The 19503-nt window shown below is 63.1% G+C and carries 15 protein-coding genes and 5 pseudogenes; 11 read left to right on the top strand and 9 right to left on the bottom strand.

The annotated features are described in order from the left end of the window. Positions 1-66 precede the first annotated feature (66 nt). Both AB8Z38_RS26435 and AB8Z38_RS26430 read left to right on the top strand, forming a co-directional pair. Entirely contained in the window at positions 67-819 is a 753-nt protein-coding gene (locus AB8Z38_RS26435; protein WP_369720662.1) for a transglutaminase-like cysteine peptidase, read from the top strand. 193 nt (positions 820-1012) lie between these two features. Next, a complete protein-coding gene (locus AB8Z38_RS26430; protein ID WP_369720661.1) occupies positions 1013-2137 on the top strand; it encodes a lysozyme inhibitor LprI family protein in 1125 nt (374 codons plus the stop codon). Between the two features lie 174 nt (positions 2138-2311). On the opposite strand, the gene AB8Z38_RS26425 is transcribed toward AB8Z38_RS26430, so the two are convergent. The 6 genes and pseudogenes from AB8Z38_RS26425 to AB8Z38_RS26400 all read right to left on the bottom strand — a co-directional run bounded on the left by AB8Z38_RS26425 (position 2312) and on the right by AB8Z38_RS26400 (position 9094). Further along, a complete protein-coding gene (locus tag AB8Z38_RS26425) occupies positions 2312-3511 on the bottom strand; it encodes an ABC transporter substrate-binding protein (RefSeq protein WP_369720660.1) in 1200 nt (399 codons plus the stop codon). A 76-nt stretch (positions 3512-3587) separates the two neighbouring features. Further along, a pseudogene (locus AB8Z38_RS26420) lies at positions 3588-5423 on the bottom strand (long-chain fatty acid--CoA ligase). A gap of 92 nt (positions 5424-5515) precedes the next feature. After that, the gene (locus tag AB8Z38_RS26415; protein WP_369726614.1) at positions 5516-6304 is read right to left on the bottom strand and encodes an ABC transporter ATP-binding protein; all 789 of its coding nucleotides are present in this window, start codon (positions 6302-6304) and stop codon (positions 5516-5518) included. A gap of 4 nt (positions 6305-6308) precedes the next feature. Then, the gene (locus tag AB8Z38_RS26410) at positions 6309-7067 is read right to left on the bottom strand and encodes an ABC transporter ATP-binding protein (protein WP_369720659.1); all 759 of its coding nucleotides are present in this window, start codon (positions 7065-7067) and stop codon (positions 6309-6311) included. Beyond that, positions 7064-8213 (bottom strand): annotated as a pseudogene (locus AB8Z38_RS26405) (branched-chain amino acid ABC transporter permease). The gene AB8Z38_RS26410 and the pseudogene AB8Z38_RS26405 overlap by 4 nt, the downstream one beginning before the upstream one ends. A gap of 5 nt (positions 8214-8218) precedes the next feature. Further along, positions 8219-9094, bottom strand: a complete 876-nt coding sequence (locus tag AB8Z38_RS26400; protein WP_369720658.1) for a branched-chain amino acid ABC transporter permease — start codon at positions 9092-9094, stop codon at positions 8219-8221. Positions 9095-9369: 275 nt separating this feature from the next. Between AB8Z38_RS26400 and AB8Z38_RS26395 the strand changes: the two genes are divergently transcribed. The 8 genes and pseudogenes from AB8Z38_RS26395 to AB8Z38_RS26360 form a co-directional block, all read left to right on the top strand. Then, positions 9370-10119: an ABC transporter ATP-binding protein gene (locus AB8Z38_RS26395; protein WP_369726613.1), complete on the top strand. Its 750-nt coding sequence runs from the start codon at positions 9370-9372 to the stop codon at positions 10117-10119. Continuing rightward, on the top strand, positions 10116-11642 hold the full coding sequence (locus tag AB8Z38_RS26390) for a permease (RefSeq protein ID WP_369720657.1): 1527 nt from the start codon (positions 10116-10118) through the stop codon (positions 11640-11642). Before AB8Z38_RS26395 ends, AB8Z38_RS26390 begins: the two co-directional genes overlap by 4 nt. A gap of 79 nt (positions 11643-11721) precedes the next feature. Next, a complete protein-coding gene (locus AB8Z38_RS26385) occupies positions 11722-11976 on the top strand; it encodes an AbrB/MazE/SpoVT family DNA-binding domain-containing protein (protein WP_369720656.1) in 255 nt (84 codons plus the stop codon). Beyond that, positions 11973-12377 carry a type II toxin-antitoxin system VapC family toxin gene (locus AB8Z38_RS26380; RefSeq protein ID WP_369720655.1) on the top strand — a complete coding sequence of 135 codons (405 nt, stop codon included), beginning with the start codon at positions 11973-11975 and terminating at the stop codon, positions 12375-12377. Before AB8Z38_RS26385 ends, AB8Z38_RS26380 begins: the two co-directional genes overlap by 4 nt. 59 nt (positions 12378-12436) lie before the next feature. Further along, positions 12437-13254: pseudogene (locus AB8Z38_RS26375) on the top strand (MBL fold metallo-hydrolase). 72 nt (positions 13255-13326) lie between these two features. Continuing rightward, positions 13327-14280, top strand: coding sequence for an EamA family transporter (locus AB8Z38_RS26370; RefSeq protein WP_369720654.1), 954 nt, complete (start codon positions 13327-13329; stop codon positions 14278-14280). A 66-nt stretch (positions 14281-14346) separates the two neighbouring features. Further along, complete coding sequence (locus AB8Z38_RS26365; protein ID WP_369720653.1) at positions 14347-14868, top strand: hypothetical protein; 522 nt, start codon at positions 14347-14349, stop codon at positions 14866-14868. A 140-nt stretch (positions 14869-15008) separates the two neighbouring features. Further along, a pseudogene (locus tag AB8Z38_RS26360) lies at positions 15009-15221 on the top strand (amidohydrolase family protein); the annotation flags it as partial. Positions 15222-15294: 73 nt separating this feature from the next. Here AB8Z38_RS26360 and AB8Z38_RS26355 read toward each other — a convergent pair. Further along, on the bottom strand, positions 15295-15750 hold the full coding sequence (locus AB8Z38_RS26355; protein ID WP_369720652.1) for a cupin domain-containing protein: 456 nt from the start codon (positions 15748-15750) through the stop codon (positions 15295-15297). Positions 15751-15984: 234 nt separating this feature from the next. Here AB8Z38_RS26355 and AB8Z38_RS26350 point away from each other — a divergent pair, with 234 nt between their 5' ends. Continuing rightward, positions 15985-16539, top strand: a complete 555-nt coding sequence (locus AB8Z38_RS26350) for a hypothetical protein (protein ID WP_369720651.1) — start codon at positions 15985-15987, stop codon at positions 16537-16539. 78 nt (positions 16540-16617) lie between these two features. On the opposite strand, the pseudogene AB8Z38_RS26345 reads toward AB8Z38_RS26350, so the two are convergent. Continuing rightward, positions 16618-17789, bottom strand: a pseudogene (locus AB8Z38_RS26345) (aminopeptidase); the annotation flags it as partial. A gap of 197 nt (positions 17790-17986) precedes the next feature. Next, complete coding sequence (pcaB, locus tag AB8Z38_RS26340) at positions 17987-19348, bottom strand: 3-carboxy-cis,cis-muconate cycloisomerase (protein ID WP_369720650.1); 1362 nt, start codon at positions 19346-19348, stop codon at positions 17987-17989. Between the last annotated feature and the right edge of the window lie 155 nt (positions 19349-19503).

Raw genomic sequence — 19503 nt, 5'->3', positions numbered from 1 at the left:
CCGAAAGCAACATAGCCGGCACGTCGAGGTCGAGGGGGACCTGGCGAAGCCGGAAGGGGATGTCAGATGGAAACCGCTGCTCATACGCGCGCCTGGCGTGCGATCCTTGTCTTGTGCGGATTGATCCTGTTCGGATCGGTCGCCGATCTTCGTGCCGGCACCCTGCTGTCGCCGGGACCGGGCGTTCTCGTGCGCAAATCCGCTGAGCCGTTCGGCGTGTTCGCCTTTGCCATTTCGACCGGCGGCCTGCCGCAGAAATGGTTCGCGCTGAAAGACCAGCTCGACGACGACATGGTGCAGCTCGCGCTGTGCGACGGCGACCGCGACAATTGTGCCTCGCCCGCGGCGCTCAAGCTGCTCGCCATTGTCGACCAGGCCCGCACTCGCGACGGCCGCGCACGGCTGGGCGAGACCAACCGCGCCATCAATCTCGCCATCCGCGCCGTCAATGACGGTGCCGACGACATCTGGAGCTCGCCGCTTGCGACCTTCCAGCGCGGCGCCGGCGACTGCGAGGATTACGCCATCGCCAAACTGGCCGCACTGCGGCTTGCCGGCGTCGCCGCCGAGGACCTCCGCATCGTCGTCGTGCGCGATACCCTGGCCGGCGAAGCGCACGCGGTCGCGGCTGCACGGCTCGACGGGCACTGGCTGATGCTCGACAACCGCCGCATGGCGATGGTCGAGGATGAGAACGCGCGCGGCTACCAGCCGCTGTTCGTGCTCTACCAATCCGCCGTGCTGAAATATGTCGGCGAACCCATGCAGTTCTCCGGACTCGATAGCCCGCCTCTGTCGCTGGTCGCCGAGACGCGCTGATCTGAATTCCAGTTTCGTAGCCCGGATGGAGCGCAGCGAAATCCCGGGAGCTCTATCGCGTCTTGCGCCGGCCCCGGCTTGCGCTCCGCTCCATCCGGGCTACCGCCGCTTGCATAAACCGAGCGCCACAAGCCCATTTCGTCTTGCAGTCTGGAACTGCTAGCATGGCGCCAAACATGCTAGGGACGACTGGATGCGGTTCATCGTATTGTCTGTGCTTGCGCTGCTGGCCCTGCCCGCGGCACCAAGCTCCGCCCAATCCGGCGCGTCCGACCGCTCCATCGCCGACAAGCTGCCGCTGTTTGCAAAGAACAATTGCCGGCAGAACCGTGACCCCGCCAACCAATTGTTCTGCGGTGACCCAGAACTTGCCGCCGCGGCCGAGAGACTGAGCGCCGCGATCGAGGCGCGGCTCGCGCGGCTGCCCGATCGCCTGCCCGCCATCGAGGAGAATGCGATCTGGATCCGGCAGCGCAGCCTGGGCTGCGGAATCGTCGGCCAGGCCGCGATCCGCTATGACGAGGTCGACCAGATCAGGGCCTGCCTGCTCAAGGTCACCGAGGAACGCACTGCTGTGCTGCGTGACCCCGATTTCGACTGCCTCGCGGCCAACACCGCGGCTGGTGCGCTGATCTGCGCGGACCCGTCGCTGGCGCTTGCCGAGACCGAGCTCAACGGCGAGGTGCTCGGCTTGATCGGCAAGCTCGACCCGAACGCGGCACGCTTTGCCTTCGCCGAATACGGTCGATGGACGCGGGAGCGCGACCGCAAATGCAATCTGGTCGGCAAGGAGAACGTGCCGCTTGCCGAGCTGTCGTCCGAGGAAGGTTGTCTCGCCGACTCTTTGCGGCGCCGGACCGACGAGATCGCCGCGGCCAAAGGCGATCCGAAGAAGGTGTTCGGCCGGCAGGTCGCGGCCAAATCACCCGACACCGACGCCGTCGATTTCTGCGCGGCGCGGATTCACGCCGCCAATTCCTGCGGCAATTTCGTCCGCATCAACCGCGTCTATGCGCTCGACAGCCAGGTTAGCGACGAGGAGGCGCAGGTCACCGGCGAGATCGAGATGGTCGTGCTGGCGCCCTTCACCGCTTGTAGCAAGGTCGCGTCCACCTGCACGGGCACGTGTTGGGATTTGCGGACAGGCCGTCCGCAGCCGGCAGCCGCAAACAGAGAGCGCGCCGCAGAGGCCTTCAACGTCACACGCAGCGTGAGAATCCAGCGCACCTTCGCCTTCGTGAAGGCCAATGACGGCTGGCGATGCCGCGAGGACGAACTGGCGCCGGTGAATTCAGGTGTCTCGAGCGGCGGGTCGTGACCTCTTCCTTCTCCCCTTGTGGGAGAAGGTGACGCGAAGCGCCGGATGAGGGGTCTGCCAGCGAATTCCACAACAAGAGAATCGCGCGCGGAGAGAACCCCTCACCCGGCTTCGCTTTCGCGAAGCCACCCTCTCCCGCAAGGGGCGAGGGTGCACCGTCATCGCGGCGAGAAATCAAAACATCAGATTGTCCTTCACCAGCACCCAGCGGCCGGCCTTGACCTGCTGTACCTGGGTGATGGTGTTGGCGAGGTGGTCGGTCTTGGAAAACTTCGTCGGCGGCGAGTTGAAGATGTCGAGGAACTTGTCGCCGGATTCCAGCGCGTCCAGCATCTTCTGGCCAGTCAAATCCTTGCCCGCCTTGTTCGCGTAGAACGCGAACGTCATCACCGCGTTGTAGCCGATGATCGCCTGCGTGTTGGCATCGGTGCCAAACATCTTCTTGTAATTGATGAGCCAATCGTGGACCTTGCCCTTGGCGGTGTCCTCATAGGGAATCTCGAAGCCCGACGCGGCATAGAGCCCTTCGACCGCCTCCTTGCCCAGCGTCGGCACTTCCAGCACGTTGGTCGGCGTGGCGCCGAGGAAGGTAACGTCCCAGCCGAGCTTCCTGGCTTCCGTCATCGCGCCGATGGTCTCGCGGATCACGGTGCCGAGCACGACGAGGTCGCAGCCGTCGGACTTCATCTTGGCGACCTGCGCGCTGAAATCGGAGGCACCGCGCTTGTAGCTTGTCACCGAGGCCGGCTGCAGCTTCATGGCGGTGAGCTGCTGGTTGAAGCCGTCGAGCACGTTCTTTCCGTACTCGTCATCCTGATGCATGATGCAGGGCTTCTGGAAATTCTTCCACTCCACCATGTATTTCAACGCCGCGCGCGTGCTCTCGACGTAGGGCAGGAGGTTGTTGAACTTCAGCCGCTCCTGCGGCTTGGCCGGATCGAACTTGAAGGTGAACTCGGCGGCCGTCAGCGGAAACAGCTGGAGCACGCCGGCGTCGAACAGGATGTCCTGCGCCGCAAGCACCGTCGGCGAGCCCATCGGGCCGATCATCGCAAAGATCTTGTCGCGCTCGACCATCTTCTGCGAGGCCAGCACCGCCTTCTTCGGATCGTAGCCATTGTCCTCCAGAATCATCCTGATCTTGCGCCCCTGGATGCCGCCGGCCGCATTGATCTCCTCGACCGCCATCTTCATGCCGTTGGAGACCGGCACGCCCCACACCTTGATCGGGCCCGACAGGTCCTGATGGGTGCCGATGACAATCTCGTTGGCCGAGACGCCTTCATTGGTGACCTTGGTTTGCGCCGCGGCCGGCAGACAGGTGAGCGCCATTGCACCCACCGCAAGGCCGAACGCTTTCAACGATCTCGACATTGACGTCTCCTCCTTAGGCCCGTGTTGTACAAAGGGCGAGGGCCATCGCTCCTTCGTTGTTGACGAACGAGTTCTTTCAAGCCACCGCGCGCTGGGGATACATCGCATCGATCTCAGCGGCATAGCGCTTGTTCACAAAGTTGCGCTTCAGCTTCATGGTTGGCGTCAGCTCCTCGTCTTCCGGGGTAAGCTGGCGTTCGATCAGGTAAAACTTCTTGATGGTCTCGACGCGGGCGAAATTGCCGTTGACCGCTTCGATCTCGCGCCAGATCAGATCCTGGATCTGCATCGCGCGGCACAGGCTGGCGTAGTTGGTGAAGGGGATGTCGTGGTCCTGGGCGAACTTCTCGACATTCTCCTGGTCGATCATCACGAGGCAGGTGAGATACGGCCGCTTGTCACCGATCACCACGGCGTCCGAGATATAGGGCGAGAATTTGAGCTGGTTCTCGATCTCGGATGGCGTGATGTTCTTGCCGCCGGCGGTGATGATGATGTCCCTCATCCGATCGGTGATTTTGATGAAGCCTTCGTTGTCGATGGCGCCGACGTCTCCGGTGTGCAGCCAGCCGCGCGCATCGATCGTCTCCGCGGTCTTTTCCGGCTGGTTGAGATAGCCCATGAACAGGAACTCGCCCTGATCAGGATCTCGCCGTCGGGAGAGAGCGCGACCTCGCCCCAGGGCACGGCCGTACCGACCGAGCCGAGCTTGATGCGCTCGGCCGGCATCATGGTCGCGACCCCGCAATTCTCGGTCTGACCATAGACTTCGTGGATGTCGATGCCGAGCGCGAGAAACCAGCGGATCAACTCCGGCGCGATCGGCGCGGCTCCGGTGAAGGCGATGCGGCAGCGGTCGAGCCCCATCATGCGGCGGATGTTGCGAAATGCGAGCCGGTAGGCGAGATGGCTGACCAAGCGAAGCGAAAGCGGCGGCGTGTTGCCCTCGATCCGGCAATCGACCATGCGATAGCCGATTGAGATCGCACGCCGGTACACCCATCGCTGCAACGGCGTCGCATCCTTCAGAGCGATGGTGATGGACGAATAGAACTTTTCCCAGATGCGCGGCACCGCCAGGAACACCGTCGGCTGCACCTCGCGCAGATTGTCCGGCACCGTCTCCGGGCTCTCGGCAAAGTTCATCACCGAGCCGAGCGCGACCGAGATGTAATAGCCTCCGACGCGTTCGGCGACGTGACAAAGCGGCAGGAAGATCAAACGGTCCTCGTCTTCCCGCGCCGGGATGAAGTCGTTGGCGTGCCGCATCTGGTGCGTCACGCTGCGATTGGCGTGCATCGCGCCCTTCGGCGGCCCCGTGGTGCCGGAGGTGTAAACGAGAACGGCAAGATCGCCGGCGCTGCGGCTGTCGATCATCTCCTGCCACAGCGCCTCGCGGCCGACCATGTGGTTACGCCCGAGCGCGCGAAATTCGTCGAGCGACATCACCATGTCGTCGGAGAAGCCGCTCAGGCCTTCCATGTCGAACACGACGATGCTTTGCAAGCTCTCGCAATGCGCGCGGCAGGCCAGGATCTTGTCGAGCTGCTCTTCGTCCTCGGCGAAGATCACGCGCGTCGCGGAATCCTTCAGGAGATATTCGATCTGGGCCGCCGCGTCGGTCGGATAGATGCCGGAGGAGACACCGCCCGCGCAGAGGATGCCCATGTCGGCATAGACCCATTCGGGTACTGCGTTGGCGACGATGGAGGCAACGTCGCCAGGCTTGAATCCGGTCGCGTGCAGGGCATAGGCGATCTCCTTTGAGATTTGCAGCCATTCGCGCCAGCTCGTCGGCTGCCAGATGCCGAATTGCTTCTCGCGGATCGCGGGCCTGTTCCCACGCAGCTCTGCTGCGCGCAAAACTCCTCGCGATCGTGTCGGCGACCGTCAGCACCGCCGGTCCGGCCATGCGCGTTTCCTCCTTGTCGCTTTCCCCTCCGTTGCCTGCCTTGCCGGCGGTCTGTTGCGGATGGGCCGGTTCATTTAACGCCAAATCTTGCTCTAACGCCAAGTTTTCTTCTTTTTCCAGCGCCGCTCGCCGCGCGCGCCGGCTTCCTTCGCACCAAGATAGAATTCCTGGATGTCCTTCGAATGCATCAGGCGGTCGCAGCTGTCGTTCATCACGATGCGGCCGATCTCCAGCACGTAGCCGTAGTGCGCGGTCTCCAGCGCCACCTTGGCGTTCTGCTCGACCAGCAGGATCGACATGCCCTGCTCCTCGTTGACGCGGCGGATGATCGTGAAGATCTCCTTCACCAGGATCGGCGACAGGCCGAGCGACGGCTCATCGAGCAACAGAAGCGCCGGCCGGTTCATCAACGCGCGACCGATCGCGAGCATCTGCTGCTCGCCGCCGGAAAGCTGGCCGGCCGGCTGGTTGATGCGTTCCTTGAGCCGCGGGAAATAGCCGTAGACGCGCTCCAGGTCGTCCGCGACGCCGCCGCGATCACGGCGCGGATAGGCGCCCATCATCAGGTTCTCGCGCACCGACAGGAACGGGAACACCTCGCGTCCCTCCGGCACATGGCTGAGGCCGAGGCGCACGATCTTGTCGGCCTCCATGCGCTGGATCGGCTTGCCCATGAACTCGATCGAGCCCTTCTGCGGATCGAGAATGCCGGAGATCGTCTTCAGTACTGTAGTCTTGCCGGCACCGTTGGCGCCCAAGAGCGTGACGATGCGTCCGCGCGGCACTTCCAGCGAGATGCCGCGGATCGCCATGATGGGCCCGTAATAGCTCTCGACGTTGGAAAGCTTCAGGATGATCTCGGGAGTGACGCCGGCATCCATCGCGTTAGGCTCCCAGATACGCGGCGACGACATCGGGATGCTGCTGCACCTCGGCGGGCGAGCCCATCGCCAGCACCCGGCCGTAGTTCAGCGCGATCACGCGATCGGAGACGCGGTTGACCAGTGACATGTCGTGCTCGACCATCAGCACGGTGACGCCGAGCTCGCTCTTCATGTCGCGGATCCAGAACGACATGTCGTCGGTCTCCTCGACGTTCAGCCCGGACGACGGCTCATCGAGCAGGATCAGCTTCGGCTCCGAGCAGAGCGCGCGCGCCAGCTCGATCACCTTGCGCACGCCGTAGGGAAGGCCCGAGATCAGCTTGTCGCGATAGGGCTCGAGATCAAGGAATTCGATGACTTGCTCGACCCTGCGGCGATGCAGCTTCTCGTTGGCCCTCACGCTCGGCAGGAACAGCAGTTCCTGCCAGAGTTGCGTGGTCGAGTGCCGGTGGCGGCCGACTAGCAGGTTCGACAGCACGGTGGCATTCTCGAACAGCTCGATGTTCTGGAAGGTGCGCGCGATACCGAGTCTCGCAATGTCGTAAGGCGGCTGTTCCGTGATGTCCTGGTCCTCGAAGAAGATGCGGCCCGAGGTCGGCCGGTAGAGCCGCGAGATCAAATTGAAGATCGAGCTCTTTCCGGCGCCGTTCGGTCCGATGATCGAGAGGATCTCGCCCTTCTCCAGCGCAAAGGACACTGCATCGACTGCTTTGAGCCCACCGAAATGCAGCGATAGATTCTCGGCGCGGAAATAGCTCATCGGTTCCGCTCCGACTTCACGTAGATCTTCTGCCGCTTGAAGGTGGCGCGCTTGTAGAGCGGGAACAGCTGGAAGAAGAGCTTGATCTTGAGCCAGCGGCCGTAGAGCCCGAGCGGCTCGAACAGCACGAAAAGCACGATGATGATGCCGTAGATCGCGCCCTTCAACCCGTTGAGCGAGGCGAAGGCCGCGACCTTCGACTGCACGTTGGCGGCAGTTTGCGTGCCGGCCCCGAACGTGGCGGCGATGCCCGCGAGGATGCCGGGCATGTCGTCCTTGAGGTAGGTCAGGAACGGATCGATCATCACGATGAAGATCGCGCCCAGCACCGCGCCGTGCAGGCTGAAGGTGCCGCCGATCAGGATCACGATGATGAACTCGATCGAGAGCTGAAGCGTGAACATCTCCGGCGAGATGAAGGAGAGCTTGTGGGCGAACAGCACGCCGGCAAAGCCGGTGATCGCCGCCGAGATCGCAAACGACTTCACCTTGTAGAGCGCGACGTTGATGCCCATGCTGCGCGCCGCCGTCTCGGTCACGGATCGCCACGAAGGCGCGGCCGGTCGGAGAACGCAGCAGATTGAGCGTGCCGACGATGGTCAGCACCAGCACCGCGAGGCAGATGAAATAGAACGTCGGGCTGTCGCGCGAGACCGTGACGCCGAGCAGCGACGGCGCCTTGATCCGCATGCCCTCATTGCCGTTGGTGACGCTCTCCCAGCGCGCCAGAATCTCCTCGACGATGAAGGCGAAGGAGATGGTGGCGATCACGAGATAGATGCCCTGGAGCCGCAGCGCGGGAAAGCCGACCAGCGCGCCGATGCAGCCGGTCAGCACGCCCGCAGCGACGAAGTAGACCGGGAACGGCACATTGTATTTCTGCAGATAGGCCGCGGTGTAGGCGCCGATCGCAAGAAATGCCGCGTGCCCGAGCGAGGCCTGTCCCGTGAAGCCGGTCAGGATCAAGAGCGCCACGCCCACGGTCGCATAGATGCAGACGAAGACGAGCTGGCTCATCAGGTAGCTCGAGAGCACGTAAGGCGCGATCAAGAGCACCGCGAGCAGAAGTCCGTAGGAGACAAAATAGCCAGAATGCGGAAATAGCCTGATATCGTCGTCATAATCGGTCTTGAACAGGAAGCGCATGGCGTTCAGACCTTCTTGCGCATGTGAAGGCCGAACAGGCCTTCGGGCTTGAGCAAGAGCACGGCGAGCAGCACGATGTAGGGCGCGACGTCCTTCCAGCCCTCCGCCAGGTAAAAGCCGGCCATGCTCTCGATCACCCCGATCAGCACGCCGCCGACGACCGCGCCGGGAATCGAGCCGAAGCCGCCGAGCACGGCGGCCGGAAATGCCTTGAGGCCGAGCACGAGGCCGACATTGGAATGGATGAAGGTGATCGGCGCCAGCAGCACGCCGGCGCAGGTCGCGACCGCAGCGCTGATCGCCCACACGACCGACACCACGCGCTTCACAGGGATGCCCATGTAATAGGCCGCCAGCATGTTCTCGGAGCTGGCGCGCATCGCGGTGCCGAGCGTGGTCTTGTTGAAGAAGAGATAGAGCATCGCACAAAGGATAACCGTCGCCGCGATCACCGAGAGCTTGTCATGGGCGAGCACGAGCGAACCGATGCGCAGCACGCCCTGGCTGAACGGCGTGTCGATCTTGAAATCGTCAGTGCCCCAGATCATGCCGGCGACGGAGCGCAGGAAATAGCCGAGCCCGATGGTCGCCATGATGATGGAGAATTGCGGATAGCCGAGGATCGGCCGCACTACGATCCGTTCCGCCAGCATGCCGAACGCCGCCATCGCGGCCACCGCAGCGGCAAAGCCGATCCAGTAGTTCAGGCCCAGGATGCCGATGAAGGTGAAGGCGAAGAAGCCACCCAGCATCATCAGATCGCCCTGGGCGAAATTGACGACCTCGGTGGCCTTGTAGACAAGCACGAAGCCGAGCGCGATCAGGCCGTAGACACAGCCGAGCGCAACACCGCTGACCAGCTGCTGAACGAAATCCAGCATTGCCGCGCTTCCTCCCGACGCAACCAGCGGTTCTTCCTGACCGCCTTGCCGCATCTTGTGTCCAGCCGCTACGCAGTCGTTTCGCTGCGTCAGCGCGTTTTGTCCCGGTGCCAATTCAGCCTGAACCGCCAAGCGCTGTCAACAAACGGTGACTTGCCTTTAGTCCAAGCCCTGGTCCAAGGCGGATGCCGGAATTTGCAGCAGCGCGATTCACCCTGCCGAAACATCTTCAGGCCATGGTCGCGGGCAACGCAAAACCGGATGGTGTGGCCGTCATGAAGCCCGACAGCTCGGCGCTCGAAGTCCGAGGGTTAACGAAGCGTTTTGACCGTTTGGCGGTCGATAGCCTCGATCTCACCATTCACGCCGGTGAATTCTATGCCCTTGTCGGCCCCAATGGCGCCGGCAAGACCACCACCCTGCGCATGGTCGCCGGCCTGCTCCGGCCCGATGCCGGCGGAGTCTCGATCTTCGGCATCGATGCGCTCGCAAATCCCGTCGCGGCCAAGCAGGTGATGGCGTGGGTCTCCGACGAGCCGATGATCTACGACAAGCTGACGCCGCTCGAATATCTCGAATTCGTTGCCGGCCTCTGGGGCATCGCGCCGTCGATCTCGGAACCGGTCGCGCAGGACCTGCTGAGCTCGCTCGGGCTCGAGCCGCACCGGCACGAACGCTGCGAAGGCTTTTCCAAGGGCATGCGCCAGAAGGTGGCGCTGGCCGGCGCGCTGGTGCACGATCCCCGGCTCATCATCCTCGACGAGCCGCTAACCGGGTTGGATGCCGTCTCCGCCCGACATGTGAAGGGTCTCCTGAGCGAGCGCGTCCGTGCAGGTTGCACCGTCATCATGACCACGCATATTCTGGAGGTGGCCGAGCGCATGGCCGACCGCATCGGCGTGATCGCGTCGGGCCGTCTTGTCGCTGAAGGGACTCTCGCCGAACTGCGCCAGCAGAACGGCCATTCCGACACCAGCCTGGAGGATCTCTTCATCGCGCTGGTGACGCTCCAGGAAGCCGCGTGACCTCCGCGACGGCGCTCTCCTGGTTCGCGCGCCACGAACTCCGGCTCGCCTGGCGCGAATGGATCGCCATGATGACCGGCGGCCGGCGCCGGCGGACGCGCGTCGCAATCATCGGCCTGCTCTCCTTTGCCGCATTGCTGCATGTACCGGCCTGGGCGGTGATCGGCCGCTTTGCCCATCTGCAACTGCCGCTCGACAAGTCGTCGTTGATCGTGATCTCGGCGACAATTTTCCTCGCCTGGACGCTGATGCTGTCGCAGGCGATCGAATCGGTGACCCGGGTGTTTTATGCCCGCGCCGACCTTGACCTCATCATGTCGTCGCCGGCAACGCTGGCGAACCTGTTCTCGGTGCGCATCGCCGCGATCGCACTGACCGTCACGGCGATGGCACTGTTGTTCTCGACGCCGTTCATCGACGTGCTGGTGATCGGGGGCGGCGCGCGATGGCTCGCCGCCTTCGGTGTCGTGGTCGCGATGGGCCTGTCGGCGGCCGCGATCGCGATTGCCGTCACCATTCTGTTGTTTCGCCTGATCGGCCCGGCGCGGACGCGCTTGGTGGCGCAAATCGTCGCCGCGATCATCGGCGCAGGCTTCGTGATCGCACTTCAGGTCGCGGCGATCATCTCCTATGGCACGCTGTCGCGCTTCACCATCCTGACCTCCGGTACAGTGGCCGACCATGCTCCGGATATCGACAGCGTGTGGTGGTGGCCCGCGCGGGCGACGATGGGCGACAGCGAGGCGCTGCTGTTGCTTCTCGCTCTCGGGCTCGTGCTGCTCGGAAGCGTGATGGCGATGTTCTCGGGTCGCTTTGCCGATACCGCGATCGACGCCGCTGCCTACGGCGTGTCCAGTCGCCAAAGCGCGAAGGAACGGCCGTTCCGCCGCGGATCGCGGCAGCAGGCGTTGCGACGCAAGGAATTCATTCTGCTGTGGCGCGACCCGTGGCTGATCTCGCAGACCCTGATGCAGCTGCTCTATCTGGTGCCGCCGGCGCTGCTGCTGTGGCGCAGCTTTGCCGACAGCTCCGCGGCGCTGACGCTGATCTCGCCCGTCATGGTGATGGCGGCGGGACAGCTCGCCGGAGGGCTCGCCTGGCTGACGATTTCGGGCGAGGACGCGCCCGATCTGGTCGCGACCGCACCGCTGACGCCGTCCGGCGTCACCCGCGTCAAGATCGAGGTGGTGCTGATCGCGATCGCCGTCATCTTCTGCCCGCTGGTCATGGTGCTGGCCTTCGCGTCGCCGTTCCAGGCCGCCATCACTGCGGCTGCAATCATCATCAGCGCGGCCTCCGCCACCGCGATCCAGCTCTGGTTCCGCGTCCAGGCCCGGCGCAGTCAATTCCGCCGCCGCCAGACCTCGTCACGGCTTGCCACCTTCGCGGAGGCCTTCTCCTCGATCGGATGGGCCGCCACTGCCGCGCTGCTGCTCGCTCTGCCGATCGCCGGCCTCGTCAGCGGCCTGATCACCGCCGGCCTCGTCGCCATCACCTGGAAGTTCAGTCCGCGGCGGGAGTGAGGGCGCTTTCGCCTTGGTCTACTCCTCTTGAAAGTAAGGCTAGATTGCCTTACTTATTGGAGATCGCGAGGAGGATCGCATGGGCACGCTCACCGTCACGGCGAAGGGACAGGTTACGCTGCGGAAGGACCTCCTGGAGCACCTCGGTGTGCATCCGGGCGACAAAATCTCGATAGAAAAGCTTCCTGGGGGGCGAGTTGAGGTGAAAGCGGTTCGGCCGACCGGAAAGATTTCGGATGCCTTCGGCTTCCTGAAGGGAAAAACGAACGGTCGATCGCTGTCGATCGAAGAGATGAATGAGATTATTGCTGACGGCTGGGCCGGCAAGCGATGAAGATAACAGCCGACACCAACGTCCTGATACGGGTTCTGGTCGGGGACAATGCCGAACAGAGCAAGGCGGCGGAAGCCGTTCTCAAGAAGGCAGAGGTAGTCGCTATCTCGATCTCCGCATTGTGCGAATTGGTCTGGGTCCTCTCGCGAGGCTACCGAACTTCCACTGTGAATATCGCGGCTTCGATCCGGCACTTGATCAGTGCCTCCAATGCGGTCGTCGACCGGCCGGCAGCCGAAGCAGGATTGGCGCTCCTCGATGCCGGAGGCGATTTCGCCGATGGTGTCATCGCCCACGAAGGCAACTGGCTAGGAGCCGATACCTTCGTGTCCTTCGACAAGAAGGCCGTGAAACTGATCGAGGCAAGCGGCGGATTGGCTCGGGTGGCTGGCACCACATGACGCGAGGATAATTCGTAGATACACTCAGCAGATCGTCGATGAACGGCGGACGGTTCTGCATGTTTCGATCATTGCTGACAGCTTTTGCATTTTTCGGCTGGCTGACTACGCCTGCCCTCACCCAGCAGCCACCTCAGCGCAGCGAATGCCTGGCGATGGCGAATGCCGCACCCCGCGCCATGCCGGCCGCCTTCCGGCAGGCGGCGAATGCGGCCGAGGTCGAGATCACCTATGCCGGCCACTCGACCTATTTCATCGACACACCGGGCGGCGTGCGGATCGCGACAGATTATAGCGGGGGGCATATCAGGTTGGGCGGTTGCCCGACGTCGTCACCATGAACCGTGCCCATAGCACCCACTACTCTCTGTCTCCGGACAAGCGGATTCCGCATGTGCTGCATGGCTGGGGCGAAGACGGCAAGCCCGCCGTCGTTTCGGAACGCATCGGCGACACCTTCATCCGCAACGTCACGACCGACATCCGCCGCTATTTCGGCGACGATTCCGGCACCGACATGATCCGCGACGGCAACTCCATCTTCATCTTCGAGGTCGCGGGCCTCTGCATCGGCCATCTCGGCCATCTCCACCACAAACTCGACGACAGCCATTTCGCCCAGATCGGACGGCTCGATATCGTGATGGTGCCGATCGATGGCACGTATACAATGTCGCTCGACGGCGTCTCGGAAATCACAAAACGGCTGCGCGCCTCGATAGTGCTGCCGATGCACCGCTTCGCCACCCCGCTCGACGAATTCATGCGCCTGATCGGCCAGCAGTTCGAGATCGACCGCCGCACCGAGCGCAGTTTCCGCATATCGCGCGACGCGCTGCCGACGACGCCGACGGTGATCATCCTCGACGGCGTGTGATCCAGACGAGACCGGAACCCAAGACCATTCGCAGACTTGATTGCTTCGATTGTCGTCTGGATCGGAGCAATCATGAGTAGAAAACTCCTGGTCATTGGTTCGTTCGCGGCCATTTACCTGCTGTGGGGTTCCACCTACCTCGCGATCGCGTTGGGCCTGAAATCCATTCCGCCCTTTATCCTGATGGCACTTCGCTCGTTCTGCGGCGGCATCGTCTTGCTCGCCGTCAGCGGGCGGGAGATCGCGAGCGCCTCGTTGGGGACGTGGTTGCAGGCGGGCCTGTGCGGATTGTTGTTCTTCGTCGGCTGCCATGGCGTACTCGCTTTCGCCCAGCAATCGGTTCCGTCCGGCGTGGCAGCCATCGTCCTGGCAACCATCCCGTTCTGGATTCTGCTGATCGATCTCGTGTTCCCAACCGTCCGGCGTCCGAAGCCCATTGCATTGTTCGCGCTGGTGCCCGGCTTCTTCGGTGTCGGCCTGGTCGCCTGGCAAAACGTCAAGCTGGCCGGCATTAGTATCCTTCCCATCATCTGGCTGCTCGCCTCAGCCTTGTCGTGGTCGATCGGCACCGTCCTGTCCCGACGGATGTCGGACCAGGCTCCGCCGACGCTGCTTTCAGGTATGCAGCTGTCGATCGGCGGCGTCGTCTTGTTCGCGCTCAGTTGGCTGACAGGTGAGTTCGACAGCTTCAGGCCCGGCGATGTCTCGATGATTTCAATTGCAGCCGCGCTGTGGCTCATCATCTTCGGCAGCGTGATCGGGTTTACGGCCTACAATTGGCTGCTGGAGAACGTTTCGACATCGCTGGTGTCGACCTATACCTTCGTCAATCCGGTCATTGCCGTGATGCTCGGAACTCTTCTGCTCGGCGAGCCGTTTTCACGGGCCAGCTTGCTTGGCGCAGGCCTGGTGATCGTATCCGTCATCGTGATTTGGCGCGCTGAACGGTCGAGCGATTGCGCGCGCACGAGGCGGTCGACCGAGGCACGAGGCATTTGTCATTGCACAAAACCTGACAGCAATTGACGGCAATTTTCTCCAAGACGGCCGCGGCCGACCGGTGCTGATCTTCCCTCGACAATGGAGATTGGCATGACAGGCTTTGCGAAATTGCTGCACGCGGACGGACCGAATCCCGAGCATGCGGAGGCATTGCAGCTTTACGGCCGTTTCATCGGCGACTGGGATGCCGAGATCACGGCTCACGGACCTGACGGGACGAAGCACATCGCCCCCGGCGAAATCCATTTCGGCTGGGTGCTGGAAGGCCGCGCCGTCCAGGATGTCTGGATCATCCCGCGCACCGCCGGCGCTCCGGCATTTCCGCTCGCCGGCAATTGGTACGGCACGACGTTGCGGGTCTACGACCCGGCCATCGAGGCCTGGCGAGTATCCTGGTTCGATCCTGGTCGCAGCGTGTTCCGCCAGCAGATCGGCCGTCCGCGTGGCCAGGATGTCGTGCAGGAAGGGACGACCGAATCCGGCGACCTGACGCGCTGGAGCTTTACCGAGATCACCGACGGCTCCTTCCATTGGCTTGGCGAGCTCAAGCCGGCCGCTGCAACCGATTGGCGGCTGGTGGTCGATGTGCGGGCGAAACGGTGCGAAACCTGACCCCCGCTCCCGTGTGCTCGGGGTGACAGGCGCCGTTGCACAGAGCGCGCTGCTGCGCGCGACGACAAGATGTTAGGCTCTCTTCACAAAGAACATGAGGGGAGCGAACGCCAATGGCTGCAAGCGGTCTGCCTGGCAACGCTTGGCGGCCCTATGTCGAGACCTGCATTGAGGCGTTCGGACCGACGCGGGCGATGTTCGAGAGCAACTTCCCGCCGGACAAGGGCCAGTGCAGCTATCAGGTGATCTTCAACGCCTTCAAGCGCATCGCCACTCCTCTGCGTGAAGCGGAGAAGACGGCGCTTTTCTCGCAGACCGCCATCAATGTCTACCGGCTCGAGCTCCCGTCTTGACGCGAAACAGGGGCCGGGACGTTAGTCCCGCCCCCTCTTCCGTCGTGGCCGCTGGGAAGCGTCCTGGAAATGGCTAGCCGGCACCCATCAGCGTCGCGGGACGGCGCTCGCCGGGCGAGAGGAACATCCGCTTGAGCTTGTTGACGACGCGGACCATGAAGCCGATCAGCGCCGGGTTGGTCTTGCGGCAGAAAGCGATCTTCTTGACGTGGCCCTCGACATGCCATTTGGCGTGCGCGCCATCGCGGAAGAAGATCACGTCGCCGACGCCGTAGCGCTTCGGCGCCATACCGTCGCTCTCGAGCACGATCGATCCTTCCAGGATCATGATGGTCTCGTCGAAATCATAGTACCAGTTGAAGCGGCCTTCGGTGCAGGACCAGATGATGGTCGAGGCGGTGCCGTCGGCGCTGGTCGAGAGGATGTGCGAGCGCGAGACCGGGTTACCCTCGATGACCCAGGCCGGCTCGATCGGCCGCAGCTCCAGATCCACATTGCAACTGGCGATTTCAATCAATGAGCGCGACATCTGCTTCCCCAGGACAGGATAAAACACGGTCGGGCGGGGGCCCGGATTATTTCAAAAGATGTGCGGAACCGTAGTAGTCGGTTTTTAATTCTTTCTTACGCTGGGCTGCGAAAATCAGCCGCAAGTTGCATGTAGCGACGGCCTAACGCTGCGATTTGCCTCAGATTCCTGCATATGAACCCATCTTTTCCGGGGTGCGACAAAATGCACGAAGCAACCAGGAAGGCCGCGCCGATGCCCCTTAGCCCGGAGAGCCTGAGCGCCAACAGCGAGGTCGTCGCATGGCTTGGGACCTTCGATCTCTCCTTCGAGCCGGATGAAGAGCCCTGGTTTGCCATCGACGGCATCGAAAAGCCTCGCCAGATCGCCAGCGACGCCTCCGGCGGCGCCTTCGTGCTGCGCCCGGCGCTGGATGTTCTCTACGTCTCGTCGGAAGGCCGCGCCGGGGTCATCGCCGAGGATTTCGAAGCGTTCATCCAGCTCGTCGTCGCCTGCCCCTATTGGCTGGACATCCTTAAATTCTCCGCGGGCGGCGACCTGGCCGAGATGCGGCGCGCGGCCCGCGCGCTGGAGGCGACGCTTGATGACCAGGATGAGGTCAACCAAGCCCGCGAGGAAATCCGCGGTGCGCTCAACCTGCCGGAGCCGGACGATCCGGTTGGCGCGCTCTATGAGGCGGTCGCGGCGTCCGACGCCATCGTGCGGACCACCGACGGCAGCCCGTTCACGACGCTATTCAACCGCTTCAGCATCGACAGCAATCCGATGCTGCGCAACGCGGCGGCATGAAGGCGACACGCTGGAGCAAATGTCTAGGAAAGACTGTCGCCGGATGCTTACCTCTCCCTACGGGAGAGGTGAAGGAAGTTACTTCGCCCACTCGCCCTTGCGGAACACCGGCTCCTTGCTGCCGTCGGCCAAAATGCCGTCGATGTCGGTCTCGACCGAACCGATCATCCAGTCGATGTGGATCAGGCTCTGGTTGCCGCCTTGCGCCGCGATCTGCTGCGGCGTGAGCTGCGCGCCGTTGACGAAGCACTTCGAATAGCACTGGCCGAGCGCGACGTGGGACGCCGCATTCTCATCGAACAGCGTGTTGTAGAACAACAGCCCGCTCTGCGAGATCGGCGAGGAATGCGGCACCAGCGCCACTTCGCCGAGACGCCGCGAACCCTCATCGGTGTCGAGCACCTTGTTCAGCACCTCGGCGCCGCGGGACGCCTTGGCGTCGACGATCCTGCCGTCCTCGAAGCGCACCGCGATGTTGTCGATCAGCGTGCCCTGGTAGGACAGCGGCTTCGAGCTCACGACGTGACCTTCGACGCGCCGGCAATGCGGCGTGGTGAAGACCTCTTCGGTCGGGATATTGGCGTTGCAGCTGATGCCGTTCTTAGACAATGAGGCGCCGCCCTCCCATTCATGGCCGTCAGCGAGTCCGATGGTGAGATTGGTGCCTGGACCGGTGTAATGCAGCGCGCGGAAGCGCTTGCCGTTCAGCCAATTGGTGCGCTCACGCAGCACCGCGTTGTGGCTGGCCCAATTGCCCATCGCATCCTCGCGGTCGACGCGGGATGCCGCGAAGATCGCATCCGCGAGCTTGCCGATTGCGACCTCTTCGAATCGTCGGGGAATACCTGCTTGGCCCAGGACGGGCTCGGATAGGCGATGATGTTCCAGTTGGTGTCGAAATTGACGATCTTTTCCAGCGCCGGCTGATAGGCCATGGAATTGGCCTTGCTCGCGCGCGCCACCTTCGAGGGATCCTCGTTCGACAGCAGCATTGGATTGTCGCCGACGATCGCAAGCCGCGCCGTGTTCTCCGAGAACGCCTTCGCCATGCCCTCGTAGAGCCAGCCGGCGGCGCGATCGAAGCTGTTGTCGTGACCGTGGCGGTAACGCGCCAGCGTCATTTCCTCGTCGGAGAGGATCGGGGTCACAATGCCGGCGCCGGCCTTGTAGGCGTGCGCGGCGATCCGGCGCACCAAAGGCAGCGCAATCGCTGGTGCCGTCAAAAGAAGGTCCTGTCCCGGCCGCAAGCCCAGTCCCACCTTCACCGCCACTTCGGCCAGCCGGTCGAGCTTCACGGGATCGATGGGAGTTGCAGAATTGCGTTGCTCGGTCATGCCGGGTCCTTTGTCGAAAATCTCTCGTTCAATCTAAGTCTAGCATCCCACGGCGCAAGTACGCGAGCACCTTGAGATGTGCAGAAGCTACGCGGTTTCACGCATTTTGGTTTTCAACGCGTTGCCGATTTCAGCACCCGGTCGACCATGGCGGGCGCAAGGCCAAGGTAATTTTTCGGTGAAGTCAGCGCCTCGATCCCTGCGCGATCGATTCTGGCGGTGACGCGCGGATCAGCCGACAGCGCATCGGCAAGGCTCATGCCCTTCTCATTGGCGAGCCGGCAGGCGTCATAGACCACGTCATGGGCTTCCTGCCGCCCGATCTGCGGCGCAAGTCCCATCATGACCGCTTCGGCCACAATCAGGCCGCGGCTGACGGCGAGATTGTCATTCATCTTGGTCTCGTCCACGATCAGCCCGCCAAGCGCGAACTTGGCCTGGTGCAGGGAGCCTGCGGTCAGCACGAAACTTTCGGGGATCGCCATCCATTCGGCGTGCCATGGGCCGGTGGCGCGCTCGAAATCCTGCACCATGGCGTCCAGCATGAGGCCGGCGTGCTGGCGCACCGCCTTGGACGCGGCCAGCATCAGCTCCGAGGAGATCGGGTTGCGCTTCTGCGGCATGGTCGAGGAGGCGCCGCGGCCCTTGACGAAGGGCTCGTAGACCTCGGCGAATTCGGTCGAGGCCATGATCATGATATCGAGCGCGATCTTACCGAGCGAGCCGGTGACGAGCGCGAGGAAGTTCACCGCCTCGGCAAAGCCGTCCCGCGCGACATGCCAAGTCGAGGCGGGAACGCCGAGCTTCAGTTCGGCGCAGAGCGCCTCCTGCACCTCAAACCCCTTGTCGCCGAGCGAAGCAAGCGTGCCCGCCGCGCCAGCGAACTGGCCGACCAGGACGCGCGGCTTCAATTGCGCCAGCCGCTCGGCGTGGCGGTCGAACATCGTGAGCCAGATCGCGGTCTTGTAGCCGAACGTCACCGGCAATGCCTGCTGGAGATGGGTGCGGCCGGCCATCGGCGTGTCGCGATGGCGCCTGGAGAGGTCAGCCAGGATGTTGCGGAGCTCGGCGAGATCCTTCTCGATGATTTCGAACGCTGCGCGCAGCTGCAGGACCACGGCGGTGTCCATGATGTCCTGCGTGGTCGCGCCCCAATGCACGTAGCGGCCGGCCTCGCCGCATTGCTTCACCATCTGGTGCACCAGCGGCAGGATTGGATAGCCGACCACGTCGGTCTCCTGCCGCAACAGCTCGAAATCGAATGCGCTTACGTCAGTCCGCGCCGCGATCTGCTCGGCGGCCTGCTGCGGGATCACGCCGCATCGAGCCTCCGCCTTCGCCAGCGCCACTTCGACCTCGGCGTAACGTGCCACCAGGGCAATGTCGGAAAACACCTCGCGCATCTGCGGCGTGCCGAAGGCGTCGCGGAACAGGATGGAATCGAGCACGGTGGTCGAACCAGGAAAGGCGGGCATCGGCGTTTCTTCGTGGTTGGGGTTTGTGTGGGGACAGCTTACGCAGGCGGCGGTGTTCGGCAATGGACAAAGCCGCTACTTCTGTCATTCCGCGGCGCGCCACTCGGCGCGAACTCGGAATCCATTCCTCTAGTTTGGCCTGGCGCATGATGGAT

It is taken from the genome of Bradyrhizobium sp. LLZ17, assembly GCF_041200145.1.
In the GTDB taxonomy this organism is placed as follows: domain Bacteria; phylum Pseudomonadota; class Alphaproteobacteria; order Rhizobiales; family Xanthobacteraceae; genus Bradyrhizobium.
The sequence above is the reverse complement of the archived record's forward strand: the minus strand, read 5'-3'. Positions and strand labels throughout refer to the sequence as shown.

What these genes read in the sequence shown, in the direction of transcription:
- AB8Z38_RS26435 (WP_369720662.1), top strand. Translation starts at nt 67, where the DNA reads ATGGAAACCGCTGCTCATACGCGCGCCTGGCGTGCGATCCTTGTCTTG.
- AB8Z38_RS26430 (WP_369720661.1), top strand. Translation starts at nt 1,013, where the DNA reads ATGCGGTTCATCGTATTGTCTGTGCTTGCGCTGCTGGCCCTGCCCGCG.
- AB8Z38_RS26425 (WP_369720660.1), bottom strand. Translation starts at nt 3,511, where the DNA reads ATGTCGAGATCGTTGAAAGCGTTCGGCCTTGCGGTGGGTGCAATGGCG.
- AB8Z38_RS26415 (WP_369726614.1), bottom strand. Translation starts at nt 6,304, where the DNA reads ATGGATGCCGGCGTCACTCCCGAGATCATCCTGAAGCTTTCCAACGTC.
- AB8Z38_RS26410 (WP_369720659.1), bottom strand. Translation starts at nt 7,067, where the DNA reads ATGAGCTATTTCCGCGCCGAGAATCTATCGCTGCATTTCGGTGGGCTC.
- AB8Z38_RS26400 (WP_369720658.1), bottom strand. Translation starts at nt 9,094, where the DNA reads ATGCTGGATTTCGTTCAGCAGCTGGTCAGCGGTGTTGCGCTCGGCTGT.
- AB8Z38_RS26395 (WP_369726613.1), top strand. Translation starts at nt 9,370, where the DNA reads ATGAAGCCCGACAGCTCGGCGCTCGAAGTCCGAGGGTTAACGAAGCGT.
- AB8Z38_RS26385 (WP_369720656.1), top strand. Translation starts at nt 11,722, where the DNA reads ATGGGCACGCTCACCGTCACGGCGAAGGGACAGGTTACGCTGCGGAAG.
- AB8Z38_RS26380 (WP_369720655.1), top strand. Translation starts at nt 11,973, where the DNA reads ATGAAGATAACAGCCGACACCAACGTCCTGATACGGGTTCTGGTCGGG.
- AB8Z38_RS26370 (WP_369720654.1), top strand. Translation starts at nt 13,327, where the DNA reads ATGAGTAGAAAACTCCTGGTCATTGGTTCGTTCGCGGCCATTTACCTG.
- AB8Z38_RS26365 (WP_369720653.1), top strand. Translation starts at nt 14,347, where the DNA reads ATGACAGGCTTTGCGAAATTGCTGCACGCGGACGGACCGAATCCCGAG.
- AB8Z38_RS26355 (WP_369720652.1), bottom strand. Translation starts at nt 15,750, where the DNA reads ATGTCGCGCTCATTGATTGAAATCGCCAGTTGCAATGTGGATCTGGAG.
- AB8Z38_RS26350 (WP_369720651.1), top strand. Translation starts at nt 15,985, where the DNA reads ATGCCCCTTAGCCCGGAGAGCCTGAGCGCCAACAGCGAGGTCGTCGCA.
- pcaB (WP_369720650.1), bottom strand. Translation starts at nt 19,348, where the DNA reads ATGCCCGCCTTTCCTGGTTCGACCACCGTGCTCGATTCCATCCTGTTC.